The 18,110-nt window shown below is 72.3% G+C and carries 17 protein-coding genes; 10 read left to right on the top strand and 7 right to left on the bottom strand.

The features are described 5' to 3' along the window. Positions 1–97 precede the first annotated feature (97 nt). The 4 genes from OFY01_RS04340 to OFY01_RS04355 all read left to right on the top strand — a co-directional run bounded on the left by OFY01_RS04340 (position 98) and on the right by OFY01_RS04355 (position 2,485). A complete protein-coding gene (locus tag OFY01_RS04340) occupies positions 98–271 on the top strand; it encodes a hypothetical protein (protein WP_266596450.1) in 174 nt (57 codons plus the stop codon). Between the two features lie 77 nt (positions 272–348). After that, complete coding sequence (locus OFY01_RS04345; RefSeq protein WP_266596452.1) at positions 349–1,086, top strand: DsbA family protein; 738 nt, start codon at positions 349–351, stop codon at positions 1,084–1,086. Continuing rightward, positions 1,083–1,943, top strand: coding sequence for a cytochrome c biogenesis CcdA family protein (locus OFY01_RS04350; RefSeq protein WP_266596454.1), 861 nt, complete (start codon positions 1,083–1,085; stop codon positions 1,941–1,943). Before OFY01_RS04345 ends, OFY01_RS04350 begins: the two co-directional genes overlap by 4 nt. 368 nt (positions 1,944–2,311) lie before the next feature. Next, positions 2,312–2,485, top strand: a complete 174-nt coding sequence (locus OFY01_RS04355; RefSeq protein ID WP_266596456.1) for a hypothetical protein — start codon at positions 2,312–2,314, stop codon at positions 2,483–2,485. A gap of 91 nt (positions 2,486–2,576) precedes the next feature. Here OFY01_RS04355 and OFY01_RS04360 read toward each other — a convergent pair whose 3' ends face one another. Together OFY01_RS04360 and OFY01_RS04365 are read right to left on the bottom strand one after the other, a co-directional pair. Beyond that, positions 2,577–4,223 carry an amidohydrolase gene (locus OFY01_RS04360; RefSeq protein ID WP_266596457.1) on the bottom strand — a complete coding sequence of 549 codons (1,647 nt, stop codon included), beginning with the start codon at positions 4,221–4,223 and terminating at the stop codon, positions 2,577–2,579. 123 nt (positions 4,224–4,346) lie between these two features. Continuing rightward, positions 4,347–5,837 carry an APC family permease gene (locus tag OFY01_RS04365; RefSeq protein WP_266596459.1) on the bottom strand — a complete coding sequence of 497 codons (1,491 nt, stop codon included), beginning with the start codon at positions 5,835–5,837 and terminating at the stop codon, positions 4,347–4,349. A 119-nt stretch (positions 5,838–5,956) separates the two neighbouring features. On the opposite strand from OFY01_RS04365, the gene OFY01_RS04370 reads away from it, so the two are divergent. After that, positions 5,957–6,670 carry a TetR/AcrR family transcriptional regulator gene (locus OFY01_RS04370; RefSeq protein ID WP_266596461.1) on the top strand — a complete coding sequence of 238 codons (714 nt, stop codon included), beginning with the start codon at positions 5,957–5,959 and terminating at the stop codon, positions 6,668–6,670. 50 nt (positions 6,671–6,720) lie between these two features. Here the strand turns inward: OFY01_RS04370 and OFY01_RS04375 are convergent, their stop codons facing one another. After that, positions 6,721–7,428, bottom strand: coding sequence for a FadR/GntR family transcriptional regulator (locus tag OFY01_RS04375; RefSeq protein WP_266596463.1), 708 nt, complete (start codon positions 7,426–7,428; stop codon positions 6,721–6,723). A 270-nt stretch (positions 7,429–7,698) separates the two neighbouring features. Between OFY01_RS04375 and OFY01_RS04380 the strand changes: the two genes are divergently transcribed. Both OFY01_RS04380 and OFY01_RS04385 read left to right on the top strand, forming a co-directional pair. Beyond that, the gene (locus tag OFY01_RS04380; protein WP_266596465.1) at positions 7,699–8,121 is read left to right on the top strand and encodes a hypothetical protein; all 423 of its coding nucleotides are present in this window, start codon (positions 7,699–7,701) and stop codon (positions 8,119–8,121) included. After that, positions 8,118–8,891, top strand: a complete 774-nt coding sequence (locus tag OFY01_RS04385) for an SDR family NAD(P)-dependent oxidoreductase (protein ID WP_266596467.1) — start codon at positions 8,118–8,120, stop codon at positions 8,889–8,891. Before OFY01_RS04380 ends, OFY01_RS04385 begins: the two co-directional genes overlap by 4 nt. Before the next feature lie 50 nt (positions 8,892–8,941). On the opposite strand, the gene OFY01_RS04390 is transcribed toward OFY01_RS04385, so the two are convergent. Beyond that, a complete protein-coding gene (locus OFY01_RS04390; RefSeq protein WP_266596469.1) occupies positions 8,942–10,348 on the bottom strand; it encodes a lipase maturation factor family protein in 1,407 nt (468 codons plus the stop codon). Between the two features lie 119 nt (positions 10,349–10,467). Between OFY01_RS04390 and OFY01_RS04395 the strand changes: the two genes are divergently transcribed. From OFY01_RS04395 to OFY01_RS04405, 3 genes are all read left to right on the top strand, one after another. Then, the gene (locus OFY01_RS04395; protein ID WP_266596471.1) at positions 10,468–11,718 is read left to right on the top strand and encodes a DUF6777 domain-containing protein; all 1,251 of its coding nucleotides are present in this window, start codon (positions 10,468–10,470) and stop codon (positions 11,716–11,718) included. Between the two features lie 410 nt (positions 11,719–12,128). After that, positions 12,129–14,237 (top strand): SpoIIE family protein phosphatase, encoded by a 2,109-nt coding sequence (locus tag OFY01_RS04400; RefSeq protein WP_266596473.1) that lies wholly within the window; start codon positions 12,129–12,131, stop codon positions 14,235–14,237. Positions 14,238–14,273: 36 nt separating this feature from the next. Then, on the top strand, positions 14,274–15,188 hold the full coding sequence (locus OFY01_RS04405; RefSeq protein ID WP_266596475.1) for an Fpg/Nei family DNA glycosylase: 915 nt from the start codon (positions 14,274–14,276) through the stop codon (positions 15,186–15,188). A gap of 31 nt (positions 15,189–15,219) precedes the next feature. On the opposite strand, the gene OFY01_RS04410 is transcribed toward OFY01_RS04405, so the two are convergent. From OFY01_RS04410 to OFY01_RS04420, 3 genes are all read right to left on the bottom strand, one after another. Then, positions 15,220–15,720 (bottom strand): hypothetical protein, encoded by a 501-nt coding sequence (locus OFY01_RS04410; RefSeq protein WP_266596476.1) that lies wholly within the window; start codon positions 15,718–15,720, stop codon positions 15,220–15,222. Between the two features lie 163 nt (positions 15,721–15,883). Continuing rightward, positions 15,884–17,332 (bottom strand): amino acid permease, encoded by a 1,449-nt coding sequence (locus OFY01_RS04415; protein WP_266596478.1) that lies wholly within the window; start codon positions 17,330–17,332, stop codon positions 15,884–15,886. Between the two features lie 98 nt (positions 17,333–17,430). Continuing rightward, positions 17,431–17,892, bottom strand: coding sequence for a universal stress protein (locus tag OFY01_RS04420; protein ID WP_266596480.1), 462 nt, complete (start codon positions 17,890–17,892; stop codon positions 17,431–17,433). Positions 17,893–18,110: the final 218 nt, after the last annotated feature.

Genomic DNA, 18,110 nt, shown 5'->3' on the forward strand with positions numbered 1-18,110 from the left:
GCGAGTTCGAAGTGCGTGCCGTCGAGCGCCGCGATCGCCTCGTCCATCACCCCTTGCAGCCAGCGCCGCACCTCGTCCCCCCGGCAACGGTCAGGGCGTGCCCAACCGGAGCGCAGGGGCGCACGAGCTGCTCGCGCCCCTCGCCCTCGCTCACGCCGCCTGCGCGGGCGCGGCGCCGCCCGACGCCACGCCGCCCGCCGCCGTGACGGACCGGGGCCCGCCCCCGCGCGATCCGCCGTCCCCCGTCCAGCTCTCCGTCCTGCGCGTGTAGATGGCGCACCGGCCCTGCCGGGCCCTCATCCGCCGTCTGCTTGTCTCCGCCTCACTCAGCGCAAGGACCAGTTCGCCATGCCCGAAAACACCCGCAAGCACCTCGCGGGCCGCCGCACTCTCGCCGTCGGCGCCGCCGCCGTCGCGGCCGCCGCGCTGCTCGCCACCGTCTCCCGCACCGCCACCGAGCCCCACACCCACACCGGCACCACCAACCGTCAGGAAGCGGCCGAAGGCCCGTCCGAGAACGCCGCCGACGCGGCGCTGCTCGCGCTCGCCCGGCGTGACCGCCACGATCCGCTCGCCCGGGGCAGGGCCGACGCGCCGGTCGTCCTCATCGAGTACGCTGACTTCACCTGCGGCTTCTGCGGCAAGTTCGCCCGCGACACCGAACCGGAGTTGGTGAAGAAGTACGTCGCCGACGGCACGCTGCGCGTCGAATGGCGCAACTTCCCCATCTTCGGCTCCGAGTCCGAGGCCGCCGCCCGCGCCGCCTGGGCCGCCGGACGCCAGGGCCGCTTCTGGCAGTTCCACCAGGCCGCCTACGCGGACGGGGCCAAGGAGAAGGGTTTCGGCGCGGCGCGCCTCGACGCGCTCGCCCGGCAGGCGGGTGTGCCCGACCTCGACCGGTTCCGCCGCGACCGCGACAGCGACGCCGCCCACCGGGCCGTCGGCAAGGACCGCGACGAGGCGTACGCGCTCGGCGCCACGTCCACGCCGTCGTTCCTCGTGGGCGGTCGGCCCATCGCGGGAGCCCAGCCCGCCGCCACATTCGAGCAGGCGATCGAATCGGCGAAGGTGGAGGCCGCGCGGTGAACGACATCGGCTATCTCGCCGCGTTCCTCGGCGGCCTTCTGGCCCTGCTCAGCCCGTGCAGCGCCCTACTGCTTCCGGCCTTCTTCGCGTACTCCGTGGACAGCCCCACCCGCCTCGTCGCCCGCACCGGCATCTTCTACCTCGGCCTGGCCACGACCCTCGTGCCGCTGGGGGCCGCGGGCTCGTACGCGGGTCGCCTCTTCTACGGCCACCGGGACCTGCTGGTCGCCGTCGGCGGATGGCTGATCATCGCCCTCGGCGTGCTGCAGACGGCGGGCCGCGGCTTCGCCTCGCGCCGCATGACCGAGCTGTCCGGGCGCATCCGTGCGACCACCGCCCTGTCCGTGTACGCGCTCGGCGCCGTCTACGGCCTCGCCGGATTCTGCGCTGGCCCGATCCTCGGCAGCGTCCTGACCGTCGCCGCGCTCGGCGGTCACCCGGTCTACGGCGCCCTGCTGCTCGCCGTCTACGCCTTGGGGATGGCGGTGCCGCTGTTCCTGCTCGCCCTGTTGTGGGACCGGTTCGACCTGGGGCGACGGCGCTGGCTGCGCGGCCGTTCGCTGCGCGTCGGGCGGCTCGAACTGCACACCACGACCCTCGTGTCGGGCCTCTTCTTCATCGGGCTCGGCACACTGTTCCTCGCCTTCGACGGTACGACGGCGCTGCCCGGGCTGCTCGACGTGGACGACTCGTTCGCCGCCGAGCAGTGGGCCCGCGGCATCGGCGACCGGGTGCCGGACACGGCGCTGCTCGTCGCGGCCGTGGCGGTCGTGGGTGTCTGTCTCGTCGTACGGGCGGTGCGCGGGCGCGTCGGCGACGCGAGTGAGAGCGGTGAGGAACGGACGTCTCGCACCTGAGCCTGACGGCGTGTGAGCGTGCTGTGCGGGTACTCAGTCGTGTGGCGCGGCGGGCGGGGCGGCCACCGCGCCACATGGCGGGATCTCGCCGCGAACTTCACCAGGTCGCCACAGATTCGAGCCCCATCGAGCGGGCCCGCGCTCATCTGGTTAGGCTTGTAGCCGGACGGTTACCACGCGTGGGTCCCAACCAGTACCCATGGTTCCGTCCGGGGAGAGGCCGGCCACCACGGCCGATCCCACCAGCGACAACCGGCGCCACCGCGCCCGAACTGGACTTCTAGCAAAGCCCGATCGGGCGTCCGGAGCCTTGCGAGACGCTGGGCCGGTCAAGCCGGAGAGGGTTACCCGACACAGAGGAGTGCGCGGTGACACTGAAGAAGACGAAGCAAGAACAACGCCCGAAGGAACGTGCCGAGCGGGCGAGCCGTGCCCCCAAGCAGCTCGGCAGCCTCGACGTGTGGGCCAGGTCGGCCCCGATCCGGCTCGCCGGATACGAGGACGACCTCGCCGAACCACACATCCTGCCCAGCGTCGACTGACCACCGGGGCACCCGCGCCCGGCCGCCTGCCCGCACTCCTCCGCCGTGAGGGGTGCGGGCAGGCGCGCGGGGCACCCGGAGCATCACCCGTTCAGCCGAACACGCGTCGCCCGCCGACGAACGTCTGCTCCACACGGGTCGCCCCGATCTGCTCGGGCGGCCCCGCGAACGGATCCCGGTCCAGGACGGCGAGGTCCGCCAGGTAGCCGGGAGCGATCGTCCCGGTCTCCGCGTCCAGGTGGTTCACGTACGCGCTGCCCGCGGTGTACGCGGTGAGCGCGTCCGCGAGGCCGATGCGCTGGTCCGGCAGGAAGACGGGTGTCCCCGCGGGGGCGTCCGGCGCGATCCGGTTGACCGCCACATGGATGCCCTGCATCGGGTCGGGACTGCTCACCGGCCAGTCGCTGCCTGCCGCGAGAGTCGCACCGGAGCGCAGCAGCGCGCCGAACGGATACTGCCACGACGACCGCTCGGGCCCCAGGAACGGGATCGTCAACTCGTCCATCTGCGGCTCGTGCGCCGCCCACAACGGCTGCAGGTTCGCGCTCGCGCCCAGCTCACGAAAGCGCCCGATGTCGTCCGGGTGCACCACCTGAAGATGCGCCAGGTGCGGCCGCGTGTCCGACCGCCCGTTGGCGCGGCGCGCCGCCTCCACCGCGTCGAGCGCCTCGCGCACCGCCCGGTCGCCCAGCGCGTGGAAATGCACCTGGAAGCCGTGCGCGTCCAGCTCGGTGACGTACTCCTTCAGCGCCTCGGGCGGTACGAAACTGATCCCGCTGTTGTCCGACCGGCAGCCGCAGCCGTCCAGATACGGGCCGAGCAGTGCGGCCGTGCCGTTCTCCGCCACTCCGTCCTGCATGATCTTCACGGTCGTCGAGCGCAGCCGCCCCCGCGTGCCCGCCGCGCGGCGGGCCACCAATTCCTCGATCTGCTCGGTGCCGCGCGCCCGGTCCCACCACAGCGCGCCCACCACGCGCGCGGTGAGCCGCCCGTCGTCCGCGCACGCCAGATAGGCGTCCGTCGGGTCGGTGAGGTTGGCGTGCTCGCCGAGGATGGCGTCCTGCCAGGCGGTGATCCCCAGTGAGTGCAGCAGCTCCTGGGCTCGCAGGAGACCGGCGATCCGCTCGCGGCGGGTCACCTCCGGAAGCAGCCGCCCGACCAGATTGGCGGCGCCCTCCTGGAGCATGCCGGTGGGGGTCCCGTCGGCGTCCCGCTCGATGCGCCCGTCGGCCGGGTCGGGTGTGCGGGCGTCGATGCCCGCCCGCTCCAGCGCACGGGAGTTGACCCATGCCCCGTGGTGGTCCCGGTTGACCAGGTACACCGGGCGGTCGGGCACGAGCGCGTCGAGCTCGGCCGCGGTCGGCAGCCCGCCGGGGAACGCCTCCATGGCCCAGCCGCCGCCAGTGATCCAGGCGGCGTCCGGGTGGGCGTCGGCGTACGCGGCGACGCGCTCCCGGTACGCCGCCAGGGTCGTCGCGCCGCTGAGGTCGCACTGGCCCAACTCGATCCCGGCGCCGACCGGATGGACGTGCGCGTCCTGGAACCCGGGCACGAGCAGCTTCCCGGCCAGATCGACGACGTCGGTGCGCGGCCCGACGAGCTCACGGACCTCGTCATGGCCGACCGCGACGATCCGCTCACCCCGGACGGCGACCGACGTGGCGCGGGAACGGGCGGGCGAGCCGGTGTGGACCGGGCCGCCGGTCAGGACGAGGTCGGCGGGTGCGATGTCGGACATCTACGGCAACTCCTTGAGGGGTGCGGGCGGGTGAACGGCGACGGGGAGGGAGAGGGGAGGGAGGAGAGGGGGAGGAGAGGGGGAGGGCAAGAGTGAGGGTACGGGTGAGGGTGAGCGCCGGGATCAGGTCACCGGCGCCGAGTCCAGCTCGGGGGACTGGGCGTCGGTGCCACGCCCGGTCGCGAAGTAGGGCGACCGGCGCCGGTACTTGGCGAAGGCCGCCATCGCGAGACCGGACACGACGATCGCGCCGGGCACCACGAGCAGGAACCACCCGTTGTCCGGGCTGAGTGCGAAGTGGTCACTGCGCAGGGCGTACGAGCGGGCCAGATACGCCCCGACACCGAGCAGCGCCACACCGCTGAGTCCGGGCGCGACCACCGCGCGCAGTGCCTCGACGGGCGAGGTGCGCAGCATCCCGCGGAACCGGACCGTGCAGGCCAGCGCGGTCAGCCCGTAGTACAGGGCGACGGTCAGGCCGATCGAGTTCACGGCGGCGAGGATCATCTGGCTGAGCTTCGGGATGGCGACGGCGAGGAGGGCGAGCCCGGCCGCGACGGCCATGATGACGACGGTGCCGAGCGCCGGTGACCCGTAGCGGGGGCTGACCCGTGTCCACAGCGGCCCCAAGGTCCGGTCCCGCCCCATGGCGAGGAGCCCGCGGGCCGTCGGGATCACGCTGGCCTGCAAGGACGCGACCGCCGAGAACAGCAGGGCGAGCAGCGGAAGGCTCGCCCACGGCTCGCTCGCGAGCCTCGCGCCCAGATACGTGAGCGCCTGCGGACCCTCCTGGACCAGTTCCGGCAGCGACATCTCACGCTGGAAGGCCACCGATCCGTACAGGAACAGGGCCAGCATCGCGAACAGCGCGATGAATCCGCCGCGGCCCGCGTCCCGAACGTCCTTCGTCTCCTCGGTCACCGTGAACGCGGCGTCCCACCCCCAGAAGAAGAACACGCCGAGGACCAGCCCCTGGGCGAGGGCACCGCCGTCGTGCACCGCGAACGGGTCGAGCCACTCCCACCGGAAGGCGTGCCCGCCGGTGACCAGGGACCAGCCGCAGAAGCCGAGCAGCACCGCGTACTCGAAGCCCAGCAGCCACGCCTGAAGCCGGGTCGCCTTGCGGATGCCGGTGACCGCCGTGACCGTGACGAGAGCGAGCACGACCAGTCCCACCACCGTGGACAGGGCCGTCGAATCCGGGTCGAGACGTATTCCAAGGACCGAGCGCAGATGCGCCTGGAGGGCGAACTGGAGCACGACAGAGCCGGTCACCGCGCTGGTGTACGCCATGAAGACCAGCGTGCCGACCAGCGTCACCCAACCGGTCAGGAACCCGAGCCACGGGCCGAGCGTACGGCCCACCCACACATAGCCGTTGCCCATGTTGGGCTCGTGCCGGTTCAGCCGCGCGTACGCCGCGGCGATGCCGAGGATCGGTACGAAGGCGACCAGGAGCACGGCCGGAGCCTGCAGGCCCACCGTCGCGGCGAGCGAGCCCATCCCGATCCCGATGCTGGTCGTGGCGGCGGTGCTGGAGGCGGCGACGGCGATGCCGTCGACGACACCCAGGGAACGGCGCAGGCCGGGTGGCTGTGTTCGGATGCTTCTCATGGACGGACTCCCGGGCAGGTCACGGAGGGGTGGCGGGAAGGCCCCGATCAAACCGGCCTTGTCAAAGTTGCGTCAATGGTGTTGACATAAGGCGGCGGCTGACGAGCGGAGGCGACGGCATGGCGGACGGACGGGTGCCGGGTGAACGCAGACGGCGCAGGCCCACCAAGACCGGGGTGCTCCTGTCGCAGGAGGCGATCGTGGACTGTGCGCTGCGCCTGGTCGGGCAGCACGGCCCGGACGCGCTGAGCGTGCGACGGCTCGGCACCGCCCTCGGCTGCGATCCGAGCGCGCTCTACCGGTACTTCCACAACACGGACGACCTGCTGCTCGCCGTGGCGGACCGGATCATCGGTGAGGCGATGGCCGGGTTCGAGCCGGACACCATGGACTGGCTCGACGGCCTGCGGGACATGGCTCGGCGCATCCACCGCGGCTACCGCGAACACCCACGTGTCGCGGCCCTCGCGGCCTACCGGGTCACTCGCAGGCCCCACGAGTTCCGTGCGGTGGACGCGGGCATCGGCCTGCTGCGCCGGGCCGGTTTCCCCGACGCGGAGGCGGTCCGTCACTACGCGGCGTTCGTGGACACCGTCCTGGGTCACGCGGCCCTGGACGCCGCCCACCTGGCACTGCCGCCTGACCGCAGGGCCGCGGACGACGCGGCGTGGGCGGCGGCATACGCGGACGCGTCACCGGAGGAGCACCCCCAACTGGCGGCGGTGCGCGCCCATTTGCCGCTGATGGCGGGCAGCTCGTTCGACAGGGCGCTGGACCTGCTGCTGTCCGCGCTGGCAGGCGCGGCCTGCCCAGAGGGGCGGAAGACCGGGTGATCGACCATCATGACCCCGCCCCCGGGAGGCGAGGCCAAGGGCCACCACCACTAGCCGACCGAGCCCGACTGCCCCCGCAACCAGGCCGCCACCTCTCCCACATGCGCGGCGGCAGCGCTCCGCGCGGCCTCCGGATCGCGCGCCCGCAGGGCGGCGAGGATCCGGGAGTGCTCCCGCCGCGTCCGCTCGAACGCCCCTTCCTCCTGGTACCCGCGCCACACCCGCGCCCGGAACGTCCGCGACGAAAGACCCTCCAGCATCGCGGCCATCGTCTCGTTCCCGGCGGCCGCCACGATCGCGCGGTGGAACGCCAGGTCGTGGGAGAGGATCTCCTCGGGGTCGTCCGTCGCGTTCATCGCCGCCAAGTGCCCCTCCACTTCGCCCAGTCGCGACGCCGTGATGCGCGCGGCCGCCAGGGCCGTCGCCGTGGACTCCAGAACGCGCCGCACCTCGAGCAGCTCCAGCAGGCGGGGTCCGCGTGACAGGTCCGCGACGACCCCGAACGTCTCCAGGAGGTCCCCGGCCTCCAGTCGCGTGACGTAGATGCCGGATCCGTGCCGTGCCTCGAGCACGCCGAGCACGGTCAGCGCCCGGATGGCCTCCCGCATCGAACTGCGCGAGATGCCGAGCTGCGCGGCGAGATCCCGCTCGGTGGGCAGGCGCTGGCCGGGCTCCAGGCTGCCGTCGCCGATCATCGCCTTGATCTCGTCGATCGCCCGCTGAGTGACGGTGCCGCGCCGGGGAGCGGTCTCCTCCACGATGGCGTCCTCCCGGTGAGCCGATGCGGCGCAGTCTAGTCGGCGAAGTGGTCCGACCACTAGGAGAGTGGTCGGACCACTTGATGGTCCCGGCGGCACGCATCCCCGAAAATCTGTGAACGAAGGGTGTTGGCGACCCGAAGTGGTCTGATAAATATCTCTCGCGTGGGTCGCGTCCTGTGCGCCGTCGGTGGCGACGCCCAGGACCGGCGAGCCCGCTCCGGCCCCGGCTTCCGGCCCCGGCCTGCGGCCCTGTCCGAAAGGCGTTCCGTGTCCGCACACATCCCGTGCGCCACCGCGGTCGACACCTACGACATCCGCTTCCCCACCTCACGAAACCTCGTGCCGCGCACCGAGGCGAGTGACGGCGGATCAACCTCAAGGTCGGCGCCGGCCGACGGGGGAACGTCGTCGGCGACGGCGTCCTCGTGCCATGCCGCGTTCCACGCGGCCGTCGCCCCCGTCAAGGTCGCCACCGCCGAACACGTCGACCACCTGCCCGACCACTTCACCGCCCCGGTCGTCATCCGCGACGGCCACGACAACGCTCGGGCCGCCGTCGGCTTCTGTGCCGCCACGCGCGCCCGGTCCACCGCCGAATTCACCTGCCCGGACGGCGCGTTCCGGGCCGATGGCCTCGGCGCCCGGCAGCCGCCCGCCCCCACGCCTCTCGCGAACGGAGCCGCAGCATGACCGACAGCCACCGAACCGACGCGTTCACCGGCCTCAAGGCCCTCGTCACCGGCGGAGCCTGTGGCATCGGCCGCGCCACCGCCGCTCTCCTGTCCGCCCGCGGCGCCGATGTCGCCGTCCTCGATCGCGACATCACCGCCGTCGACGAGCCGCTGCGTGGCTACGCCGCCGACGTCACCGACGACGCCGCGGTCCGCACCGCCGTCACCGCGGCGATATCCGACCTCGGCGGCCTCGACGTACTCGTCAACAACGCGGGCATCGGCGCCCAGGGCACGGTCGCCGACAACGACGACAGCGAATGGCGCCACGTCCTCGACGTCAATGTCGTCGGCATGGTCCGCACCACCCGCGCCGCCCTGCCCGCGCTGCGCGCCTCGGATCACGCCGCGATCGTCAACACCTGCTCCGTCGCCGCCACCGCGGGCCTGCCGAGGCGCGCCCTGTACGCGGCCTCCAAGGGCGCCGTGCAGGCGCTCACCCTGGCCATGGCCGCCGACCACGTCCGCGAGGGCATCCGCGTCAACTGCGTCAACCCCGGCACCGTGGACACTCCGTGGATCGGACGGCTCCTCGACGCCGCGGACGACCCGGCCGCCGAACGCGCCGCGCTCGAAGCCCGCCAGCCCACCGGGCGCCTCGTCAGTGCCGACGAAGTCGCGGGCGCCATCGTCTACTTGGCGAGCCCGCTGTCCAGTGGCACGACCGGCACCACCCTCGCGGTCGACGGCGGCATGCAAGGGCTGCGGCCACGTCCTGCGGGCCGGTGAGGCCGGCGGGACGACGACGCGGACGCGGCGCTCGACACCGCCCGCCGCGTCTACCTCAGCCGGGTCGGCGGCAGATACTCCCCGACGTAGGTCCGCTGCCACCACGAGCCCGTGGCCCGCAGCTCACGCCACGTCGTGTACCGGTAGCGGAAGAACAGAGCCCTGACGTAGGTCGGCGGGGCGTCCGGGAACGGGCAGTGGCGCAGCAGCCGCAGTGTGTCCCGGTCGCCGGTGAGGAGCCGTTCGACGAAGGCATCGAACCACGGCCGGGCGTAGGCGGGTGACAGGGCCGCGAACCACATCAACCAGTCGAGCCGCAAGTGGTACGGCGCGAACTGGCGCGGAAGCCGTCCGACCGCGCCCGGTTTGCCCTTGAACTCGTAGGCCAGCCACTCGGAGTCGGGGCGCGGCACCGTGTCCGTCGTCCCCTCCACCACGATCTCGTGCCGGATGCGGCCCACAGAACCGAACGCCCCGTACGTGTTGACCAGGTGCAGCACGTCGTAGGAACGGTTCATCGACTGCGTACGGGAGAGCAGGTTGCGCGTCGGGCGGTAGCTGAGCGCGGCGACCACGACGGTCAACGCGATCACGACGATCTCGTACCAGAGCGGGGCGGCCGGCAGCGCGGGCGGCGTGCGCAGACCGCTCAGGTCTAGTGCGGACGCGGCGATCACGACGGCCAGCCAGTTCAGCCACGCGAAGTTGCCGGAGACGATCAGCCACAGCTGCGTGACGATCATCAGGGCCGCCGCGGCTGTGGCGATCGGCTGCGGCGTGAACAGCAGGAACGGCACGACCAGCTGTGTCACGTGGTTCGCCGCCGCCTCCACGCGGTGCAGCGGGCGCGGCAGATGGTGGAAGAACCAGCTCAGCGGGCCCGGCATCGGCTGGGTCTCGTGGTGGTAGTACAGGCAGGTGAGCTCGCGCCAGCAGGCGTCGCCGCGCATCTTGATCAGCCCCGCGCCGAACTCGAGCCGGAACAGCAGCCAGCGCAGCAGGAACAGTACGAGAACCGGCGGCGCCACCTTGTCGTTGCCGAGGAACACCGCGAGGAACCCGGTCTCCAGGAGCAGCGACTCCCACCCGAAGCCGTACCAGGTCTGCCCGACGTTCACGATCGACAGATACAGGCCCCACGGCACCAGCCACAGCAGCATCGCACCCCACAACGGCAGCAGCCCGTCCGCCCCGGCGAGCAGCGCGGCCGCCACCGCGGCGCCGCCCCAGGCGCACCCGGCGAAGAACCGGTCCGAGTAGTGGAGGCGGAACAGCGTCGGCGCGGCCCGCCACGGCACCCGAGCGAGGAACCTGGGCACCGGCAGCATCCCGCGTTCCCCGATCAGCGCCCTGAACTGCAGCGCCGCCCCGGCGAACGCGACGAGATACAGCGCCGCCAGGCCCCGCTGGAAGACCAGGCGGCCGAGCCAGTACCCGGAGGCGGCGAACCAGTCCACGCCTCCAGTGTCGTACGTCGCACGCCGCCGCGGCACGAGTTGCGTGGCCGCCGGGCCGGGTCCTGACTGTGGGGGACGAACAGTGGGGGACGACTGACAGTGCACAGCTGGGAGTACAGGTGCGCGCACGGACCAGGACCAGAACGTATGTGACGGCGCTCGGGATATCCGCAGCGCTGCTGCTGGCCGGATGTTCCGGCTCGAACGGCGGGAACAGCGGCAACAACGCCTCCGGCGGGAAGGGGGAACTGTTCCTCCAGCCCGTCGCGGACCAGGGCCCCGACCCCTTCACCGACTCCACGGCGGCGTCCGCCGCGAGCACGCCGCCCGTCACCCGAACGCCGCAACCCACGGCGACGGGCGACAGCCCCTCCGCCACCGCCCTGGGCCTGCACTCGATCTCCGGCGCCACTCCCGGGCTCTACGGCGGCACGCACGCCGTCGGCAGCTGCGACGTCGAGAAGCAGGTCCGCTTCCTCACCGCCGACCAGGCCAAGGCCGGCGCGTTCGCGCGGGCCGCCGGAGTCTCGCGCGGCGACGTGCCCGGCTATCTGCGCGGTCTGACACCCGTGGTCCTGCGCGCCGACACCCGCGTCACCAACCACGGCTACCACGACGGCCGGGCCACCTCGTTCCAGTCGGTCCTGCAGGCGGGCACGGCCGTCCTCGTCGACAACCACGGGATGCCGCGCGTGCGGTGCGCCTGCGGCAACCCGCTCAAGCCGCCGGTCGCCTTCAAACACCCGGCCCGCCCGCAGGGCACGGCGTGGAGCGGCTACGAGCCGACCAAGGTCGTGGTCGTGACACCGGCACCACAGGTGATCCAGAACATCACCATCGTCAACGTCGTCAACAACACGTGGATCCAGCGGAAAATCGGCGACGACGGCCGCCACGACCACACGGTGCCCCCACCGACGCCGACACCACCCACGCCCACACCGCCGACCCCCACTCCCACGTCACCGACGCCTACGCCTACGCCTACGCCTACGCCGGACGAGTCCGCCACGTCGACGGAGCCGACGCAGCCCGGCGAGTCGGAGACGGGCACCGAGTCGGTGACACCCCCAGAGAGCTCTTCGGCCAGTCCCTCGAAGAGCCCCTCCGAGACGACCTGCCCGACGCTCACCCCGACCGACTCCACCGGCACCCCCTCGGGGCTCCCGTCCCCCTGGCCGTCCGGCTGCCCGACGCCGAGCCTGCCGCAGACACCGCAGACCAGGTCGGGTGAGCGGAGCACCGGCGCCAGTGAAGACATCGGCCCCGAGACCGTGCCCGACACTCCGGACCAGCCCGGCGACGGACTGATCCCGGACGCCACGGACGACACCTCGTCCTCGACGCAGCAGGACTCCTTCGCCGGCTGAGGCGATGTCGGGATCCCGGCCGCCGGACCGGCCGGCCACAGGGGCGGGCAGCTCGACCACCTCGGCGCTGCCCGCCCCCATGTGCCGTTCCAGACCGGTGGCGCGCAGCGTCACCCCGCCGAGCCCCGCCCGGAACGACCGCGGCGGGCACCGCCTGATCAGTGCGCCCCGCGGCACGGCGTGCGAGCCGTCCCGGAGCGCCGCCGCGCTACGGCCGAGTTCCGCCCCGATGTCGCCCACGAGCCGGGCACGCCGACGCCTGGCCGGGCGCGGGCGCGCGCCAGCGTGGGCCCTCGCGTGGCGTCGCACGGGCGCGCCGAGCCCCCCCGCCGCGCGGGCCGCGCCCGACCGTCTGCGGGCGGCTCTCGTCCCGCGTGCGGCCGCCTGACGCTGCGCATAGCGTTGGCCCCATGGAGGCGGGCAGCGGGGGCTCACAGGAGCACGGGGACCCCTCGCACGAAGAGCACGAGGAGCGCCCCGACGACACCGCGCGCGGTTTCCTCGAGGCGTACGGGCGCGGGCTGCGGATGGGCAGTTTCGAGTGGGACCTCGAGACCGGCCTCATGCACATGGACGCGCAGGCCCACGAGGTCTTCGACATCCTGCCCGAGGAGTACGACGACCACCCCGAGACGCTGGCCGTACGTGTGCTGCCCGCCGACGGGCACCGCCTCGACGCGCTCGTCGCCCGGGCCCTGAAGAGCGGCGAGGAGAACTACGGCGCGTACTTCCGCATCCGCACCCGCGACGGCAGACTGCGCTGGAACCACACCCGCGGCTACATCCGCCGCGACGCGCAGGGCCGCCCGCGTCGCATCGTCGGCATCGTGCGTGACGCGACGGACGAGCTCAACGACGCCACCGTGCAGCACGAGCGCGCCACCCGCGACGCCCTGGGCCGCCGCGAGACCAGCGTCGTACAGAACACCACCGCGGCCCTCGCGCACGCCCGCTCCGTCGACGACGTCATAGACGTGCTGCGCGAGACCCACGGCATCGAACACCTCGGCGCGACCAGCTTCGTCATGGGCGTGGTCCGCGCCGGCCGCATCCACCTCGTCGCCGAGGGCCCCTCCGGAAGCTTCGTGGAGGGCACGGACGTCACCCGCATCGAGGACCCGTACCCGATGAGCGAGGTCGTGCGCAGCCTCAAGCCCCGCTTCATCGAGTCGCCGCAGGACTTCGCCCACTCGTACCCGACGCTGTGGCCGCACATCACCCACCTGGGCATCCGCTCGGCCGCCTATCTGCCGCTGATCGCGCAGGCCCGGCCGATCGGCGCCCTGGGGCTGCTCTACCACGACCGTCAAGGCTTCAACCAGTCCGAGCGGAACGTGCTCGTCGCCCTCGGCAGCAGCATCGCGCAGAGCCTTCAGCGCGCCATGTTCTACGAGCAGGAGAAAGACCTCGCCCAGGGCCTTCAGCAGGCCATGCTGCCCCGCACCATCCCGGCCGTGCCGGGCGCCGACGTCGCCGTGCGCTACCGCTCCGCCGCGCTCGAGCGTGACATCGGCGGCGACTGGTACGACGTGATCCCGCTGCCCGGCGGCCGCGTCGGCGCCGTCATCGGGGACGTCCAGGGCCACGACACGCACGCCGCGGCCGTCATGGGCCAGCTGCGCATCGTGCTGCGCGCCTACGCGGCCGAGGGGCACACCCCCGCGACCGTGATGGCCCGCGCCTCCGTCTTCCTCCACGAGCTCGACACCGAACGCTTCGCCACCTGCCTGTACGCCGAGGCCGACCTGTCGACCGGTGTCGTGCAGATGGTGCGGGCCGGGCACCTGGACCCGCTGCTGCGCCTGACCGACGGCACCTGCCGCAGGCTGCCGCTGGAGGGCGGCCTGCCGCTGGGCCTGTCCGCGGAGTTCGGGCGGCTCGAATATCCCGTCGCGACCGTCGAACTCGACCCCGGCCAGACGCTGCTGCTGTGCACCGACGGCCTCGTGGAACGGCCGGGAGCCGATCTGGACGACGGCCTCCAGGCGCTCTCCGCCGTGGTGGGCTCGGGCCCGCAGGACCTCGACCGGCTCGCCGACCTGCTGTGCGGCACGACCGACCGGCAGGGCGACGACGACGTGGCGCTGCTCCTGCTGCGACGGCGCGGCGCGGGCGCCGCACAGAGCGGCGGACGGCTCACCGAACACGTGCCGCCCGGTGACCCCGGGGCGCTCTTCGCGGCACGGCACATGATCCGTGCGGCCGTACGCGCCTGGGGCGCGGGGGAGCGGGCCGACGAGGTCGAGCTGGTCGCCGACGAGCTGATCACCAACGCCCTGATGCACACCGACGGCCCCGCCATCGTGACGCTGCGGGTGCTCACCGGCACCGACCGGCGGCTGCGCGTCGACGTGGAGGACACCTCCAGCGCCCTGCCGCGGCGCCGCGAGGCGGGCGAGTCCGGGGTGTCCGGGCGCGGGCTGCTCCTCGTCGACCGGCTCGCCGACGTGTGGGGCGTGGAGGCGCGCGGCGGCGGCAAGTGCGTGTGGTGCGAGTTCGTCGTCCCCGCCCGCCGGTGAGCCGCGCGCCCGGCGCCGCGGTGGCACCCTGGACGTATGCCGGAACTGCCCGAGGTCGCAGCGCTCAGGGATTTCCTCACCGAACACCTGGTGGGACACGCCATCATGCGCGTGCTGCCGGTCGCCGTGAGCGTCCTCAAGACGTACGACCCGCCGCTCACCGCCCTTGAGGGCCGTACGGTCACGGCCGTCGCGCGGCACGGCAAGTTCCTCGACCTCGACACCGGCGGCCTCCACCTGGTCACCCATCTGGCCCGCGCGGGCTGGCTGCAGTGGAAGGACCGGCTCCCCGACGGGCCCGCCCGTCGCCCGGCCACCGCCCCTCGACGGCACGCTGCGCGTGACTTCCATGGGTTGAAACCGGGCAAGGGGCCGCTCGCGCTGCGCGTGGCCCTGGAGACCGGCGCGGGCTTCGACCTCACCGAGGCCGGCACCACCAAGAAGCTCGCCGTGTACGTCGTCCGCGACCCGGCCGACGTGCCGGGCATCGCCCGCCTGGGACCCGACCCGCTCGCCGACGCCTTCGACGAGGCGGCCCTCGCGAAGCTCCTCGACGGCGAACGACGGCAGATCAAGGGCGCGTTGCGCGACCAGTCCCTCATCGCGGGTATCGGCAACGCCTACAGCGACGAGATCCTCCACGCCGCCCGCATGTCCCCGTTCAAACTGGCCTGCGCCCTCACGCCGGACGACGTGCACGTCCTCCACGAGGCCCTGCGTACCACGCTCACCGACGCCGTCGCGCGCTCGCACGGCGTAGCGGCCGGGCGGCTGAAGGCCGAGAAGAAGAGCGGGTTGCGTGTGCACGGGCGGGCCGGGCAGCCCTGCCCGGTGTGCGGCGACACCATCCGCGAGGTCCGCTTCAGCGACAGTTCGCTACAGTACTGCCCCACCTGCCAGACCGGCGGCAAACCACTCGCCGACCGGCGCATGTCACGCCTGCTGAAGTGACCGCCGCCGAAGCGATCACTGTCGGCGGCACTCAGAACAGGTGGATCGCCAAGTGGCCCAAAGGGAGCCCGAGTTGCCACGCCGGTGTCCACACCTGCGGCCCGTCCTCCTCGGGGACCGGCACCGCGTCGAGATCCGGTGCGAGCAACTCGGTCTCCTCCAGCCATCTCCACGCCGTCCGAGCGAGCCGCAGATCGGGCGAGGGGAGGCCGTCCGGAGCGTGCCGCGCGGCACGCTCCGCGAGCCGCGCGCGCACCCAGTCCTGCCACGGCTGGTCGTACGCCGTCAGCGCCTGCCACGTCTCCAGCTGCGACACCACACGGATGCCGGACAGCTCGTCGCCCGCGTCGGACAGGAAGATCGTCAGGGCGAGCGCGTCGCGGCCCGCCCGGAACTCGACGGAGGTGGGCGGCATCAGGTCGCCGGTGCGCAGCAGTTCGTCCGCGATGTACTCGGCGTACAACCACGCCATCGGGACGACCAGTTCCTGCTCCCCGGCGCCGTCAGCGCCCTCGCCGTGTCCGTGCAACATCCCTTCCTGCCTTCCTCCGGTCAGTGCGCAGCGGATTACTCAACCGAGGAAACACCGCCCCCAGCAAGGCGCTTTGCGAAGCCTTGACTTGAGGGGCGGTTTCGTCGCAGGTCGGAAGTGAATCCGGGCGAAACCCGGCGCGGCGCGCGCATCCCAGAGTATGTCAGCCCTTGTCGCTCGCCTCCCCGGCCCGCGACGTGGCGAGCACCGAATTCCTCGACGAGTAACCGAAGTAGATGCCGACGCCGATCACGAACCACACGGCGAACCGCACCCACGTCTGCCACTGCAGGAACGTGATCAGCCAGACGGAGAAGACGACGCCGACCGCCGGCACCACCGGCATCCCCGGGGTGCGGAACGTGCGCGGCAGGTCCGGCTGCCGGTAGCGCAGCACGATCACCGCGACGCACACCACGACGAACGCCAGCAGAATGCCGATGTTGGTGAGCTCGGCCGCCTCGCCGATCGGCAGGAGGCCGGCGATCACGGCGGAGGCCACGCCGACGATCCACGTCACACGGGTCGGCACGTGCCGCGTCGGATGCGTCTTGGCGAACCACTTCGGCAGCAGCCCGTCGCGCGACATCGAGAACCAGACACGGGTGACACCCAACATAAACGTGAACATGACCGTCAGGATTCCGATGATCGCGCCCACCGCGATCACGTCCGCGAGCCCGTTGAGCCCCACCGACTTGAACGCCGACGAGAAGCCGCTCTCCGGGTCGATGTGCCGGTAGTTCTGCATGCCCGTCAGGACCAGGCACGCAAGCACGTACAGCACCATCGCGATGACGAGCGAGTAGATGATCGCCTTCGGCATGTGCCGCTGCGCGTCCTTGGACTCCTCGGCCGCCGTCGACATCGCGTCGTAGCCGAACACCGCGAAGAACACCGTCGCCGCGCCGGTGAAGGCGCCCGAGACGCCGAACGGGAAGAACGGCGAGTAGTTGCCCGACCTGACGTGGAAGAAGCCCACGACGATGACGAGCAGCACCACGAGCACCTTGATCCCGACGACGACGGTCTCGAAACGCGCGGCGCTCTTGATCCCGAGGTTGAGCAGATACGCGATCAGCAGGCACAGGATCGCCGCGAACAGGTCCACCTTGTGCCCGTGGCCCGTGCTGGGAGCGCCCAGCATCCAGTGCGGCAGGTGCACACCCATCTCGCCGAGCAGGAAGCTGAAGTAGCCGGAGATGCCGATCGCCACCACCGCGACGATCGCGGTGTACTCGAGGAGCAGGTCCCAGCCGATGAACCAGCCGGCGAACTCGCCGAGCACCGCGTACCCGTACGTGTACGCGGACCCGGCCTTCGGGATCAGGCCCGCGAACTCTGCGTACGACAGGGCGGCCGCCGCGCTGGCCACGCCCGCGATGAGGAACGACACGAGCACCGCGGGTCCGGCCGTCTCGTTGGCCACCGTGCCCGCGAGGGTGAAGATGCCGGCGCCGATGATGCCGCCGACTCCGATGGCGGTGAGCTGCCACAGGCCGAGGGTGCGGGTGAGCTTCGGGCCCGCCGTCGTCTCGGTGTCCTCGATGTGCTCGATGGGTTTGCGGCGCAGCATCCTCTGCTTCACGCCTGGTCCGGTGGGAACGGCCATGAGCTCACCCTCTTCGCCCGATATGACGGCTGACGGCCGGTCATGATGCCCGCGCACCGCGAGAGAGGGAAGACACCGCGCTCACGCCTCCGGCCGCGCTACGGCACCACCGTCACCGGCCAGCGCCCCGCCTTCACCAGGCGCACCGCCACCGAGCCGACGATGCGGTGGCCCGCCTGCTCGGAGGCGCCCACGACGACGGCGTCCGCCTTGAGCTCGTCGGCCGCGGTGACCAGGCCGTTGTAGGGGTCGCCGCGGAACGTGTGGAACTCCCAGCGCACGTCGTATATGTCCTTGACCCGTTCGGTGGCCTCACGGATCTGGGCGATGAGACCCTCGGCGATCTCGTCCGTGGTCTCGGCGACCGGCACACCCAGCGCGGTCCCGGTCGCCATCACCGGCTGGACGTACACGACGGCGAGCAGGGCGTGCTGACGGCGGGCCAGGCCCCCGGCGTAGGCCGCGGCGCGGAACGAGGAGTCGGAGCCGTCGACGCCGACCACGATCACCTTGGGCCCGTCGGTACCGCGCTCGAACTGGTGTGGCTGTTCATCGGTCACCACTTGAGGCTAGCGGACGCCGAACGGGTGTTTTTGCACGTCCGGGCCGGTGGATGTGTGCAGCGCCGTGCCGTCGCCGTGCGACGGATGACATATGAACGATGATCCGTACACGCCTGGGTGCGCGCACGAGCCCGGACGCCGGGCCCTGCTCGGCGGCCTCGCGGCCGTCGGGCTCGCCGCCCTGACGGGCTGCTCCGCCACGCACCGCGCCGCCC

Origin of the sequence: Streptomyces beihaiensis, from assembly GCF_026274175.1 — a bacterium.
Taxonomy (GTDB): Bacteria; Actinomycetota; Actinomycetes; order Streptomycetales; family Streptomycetaceae; genus Streptomyces; species Streptomyces beihaiensis.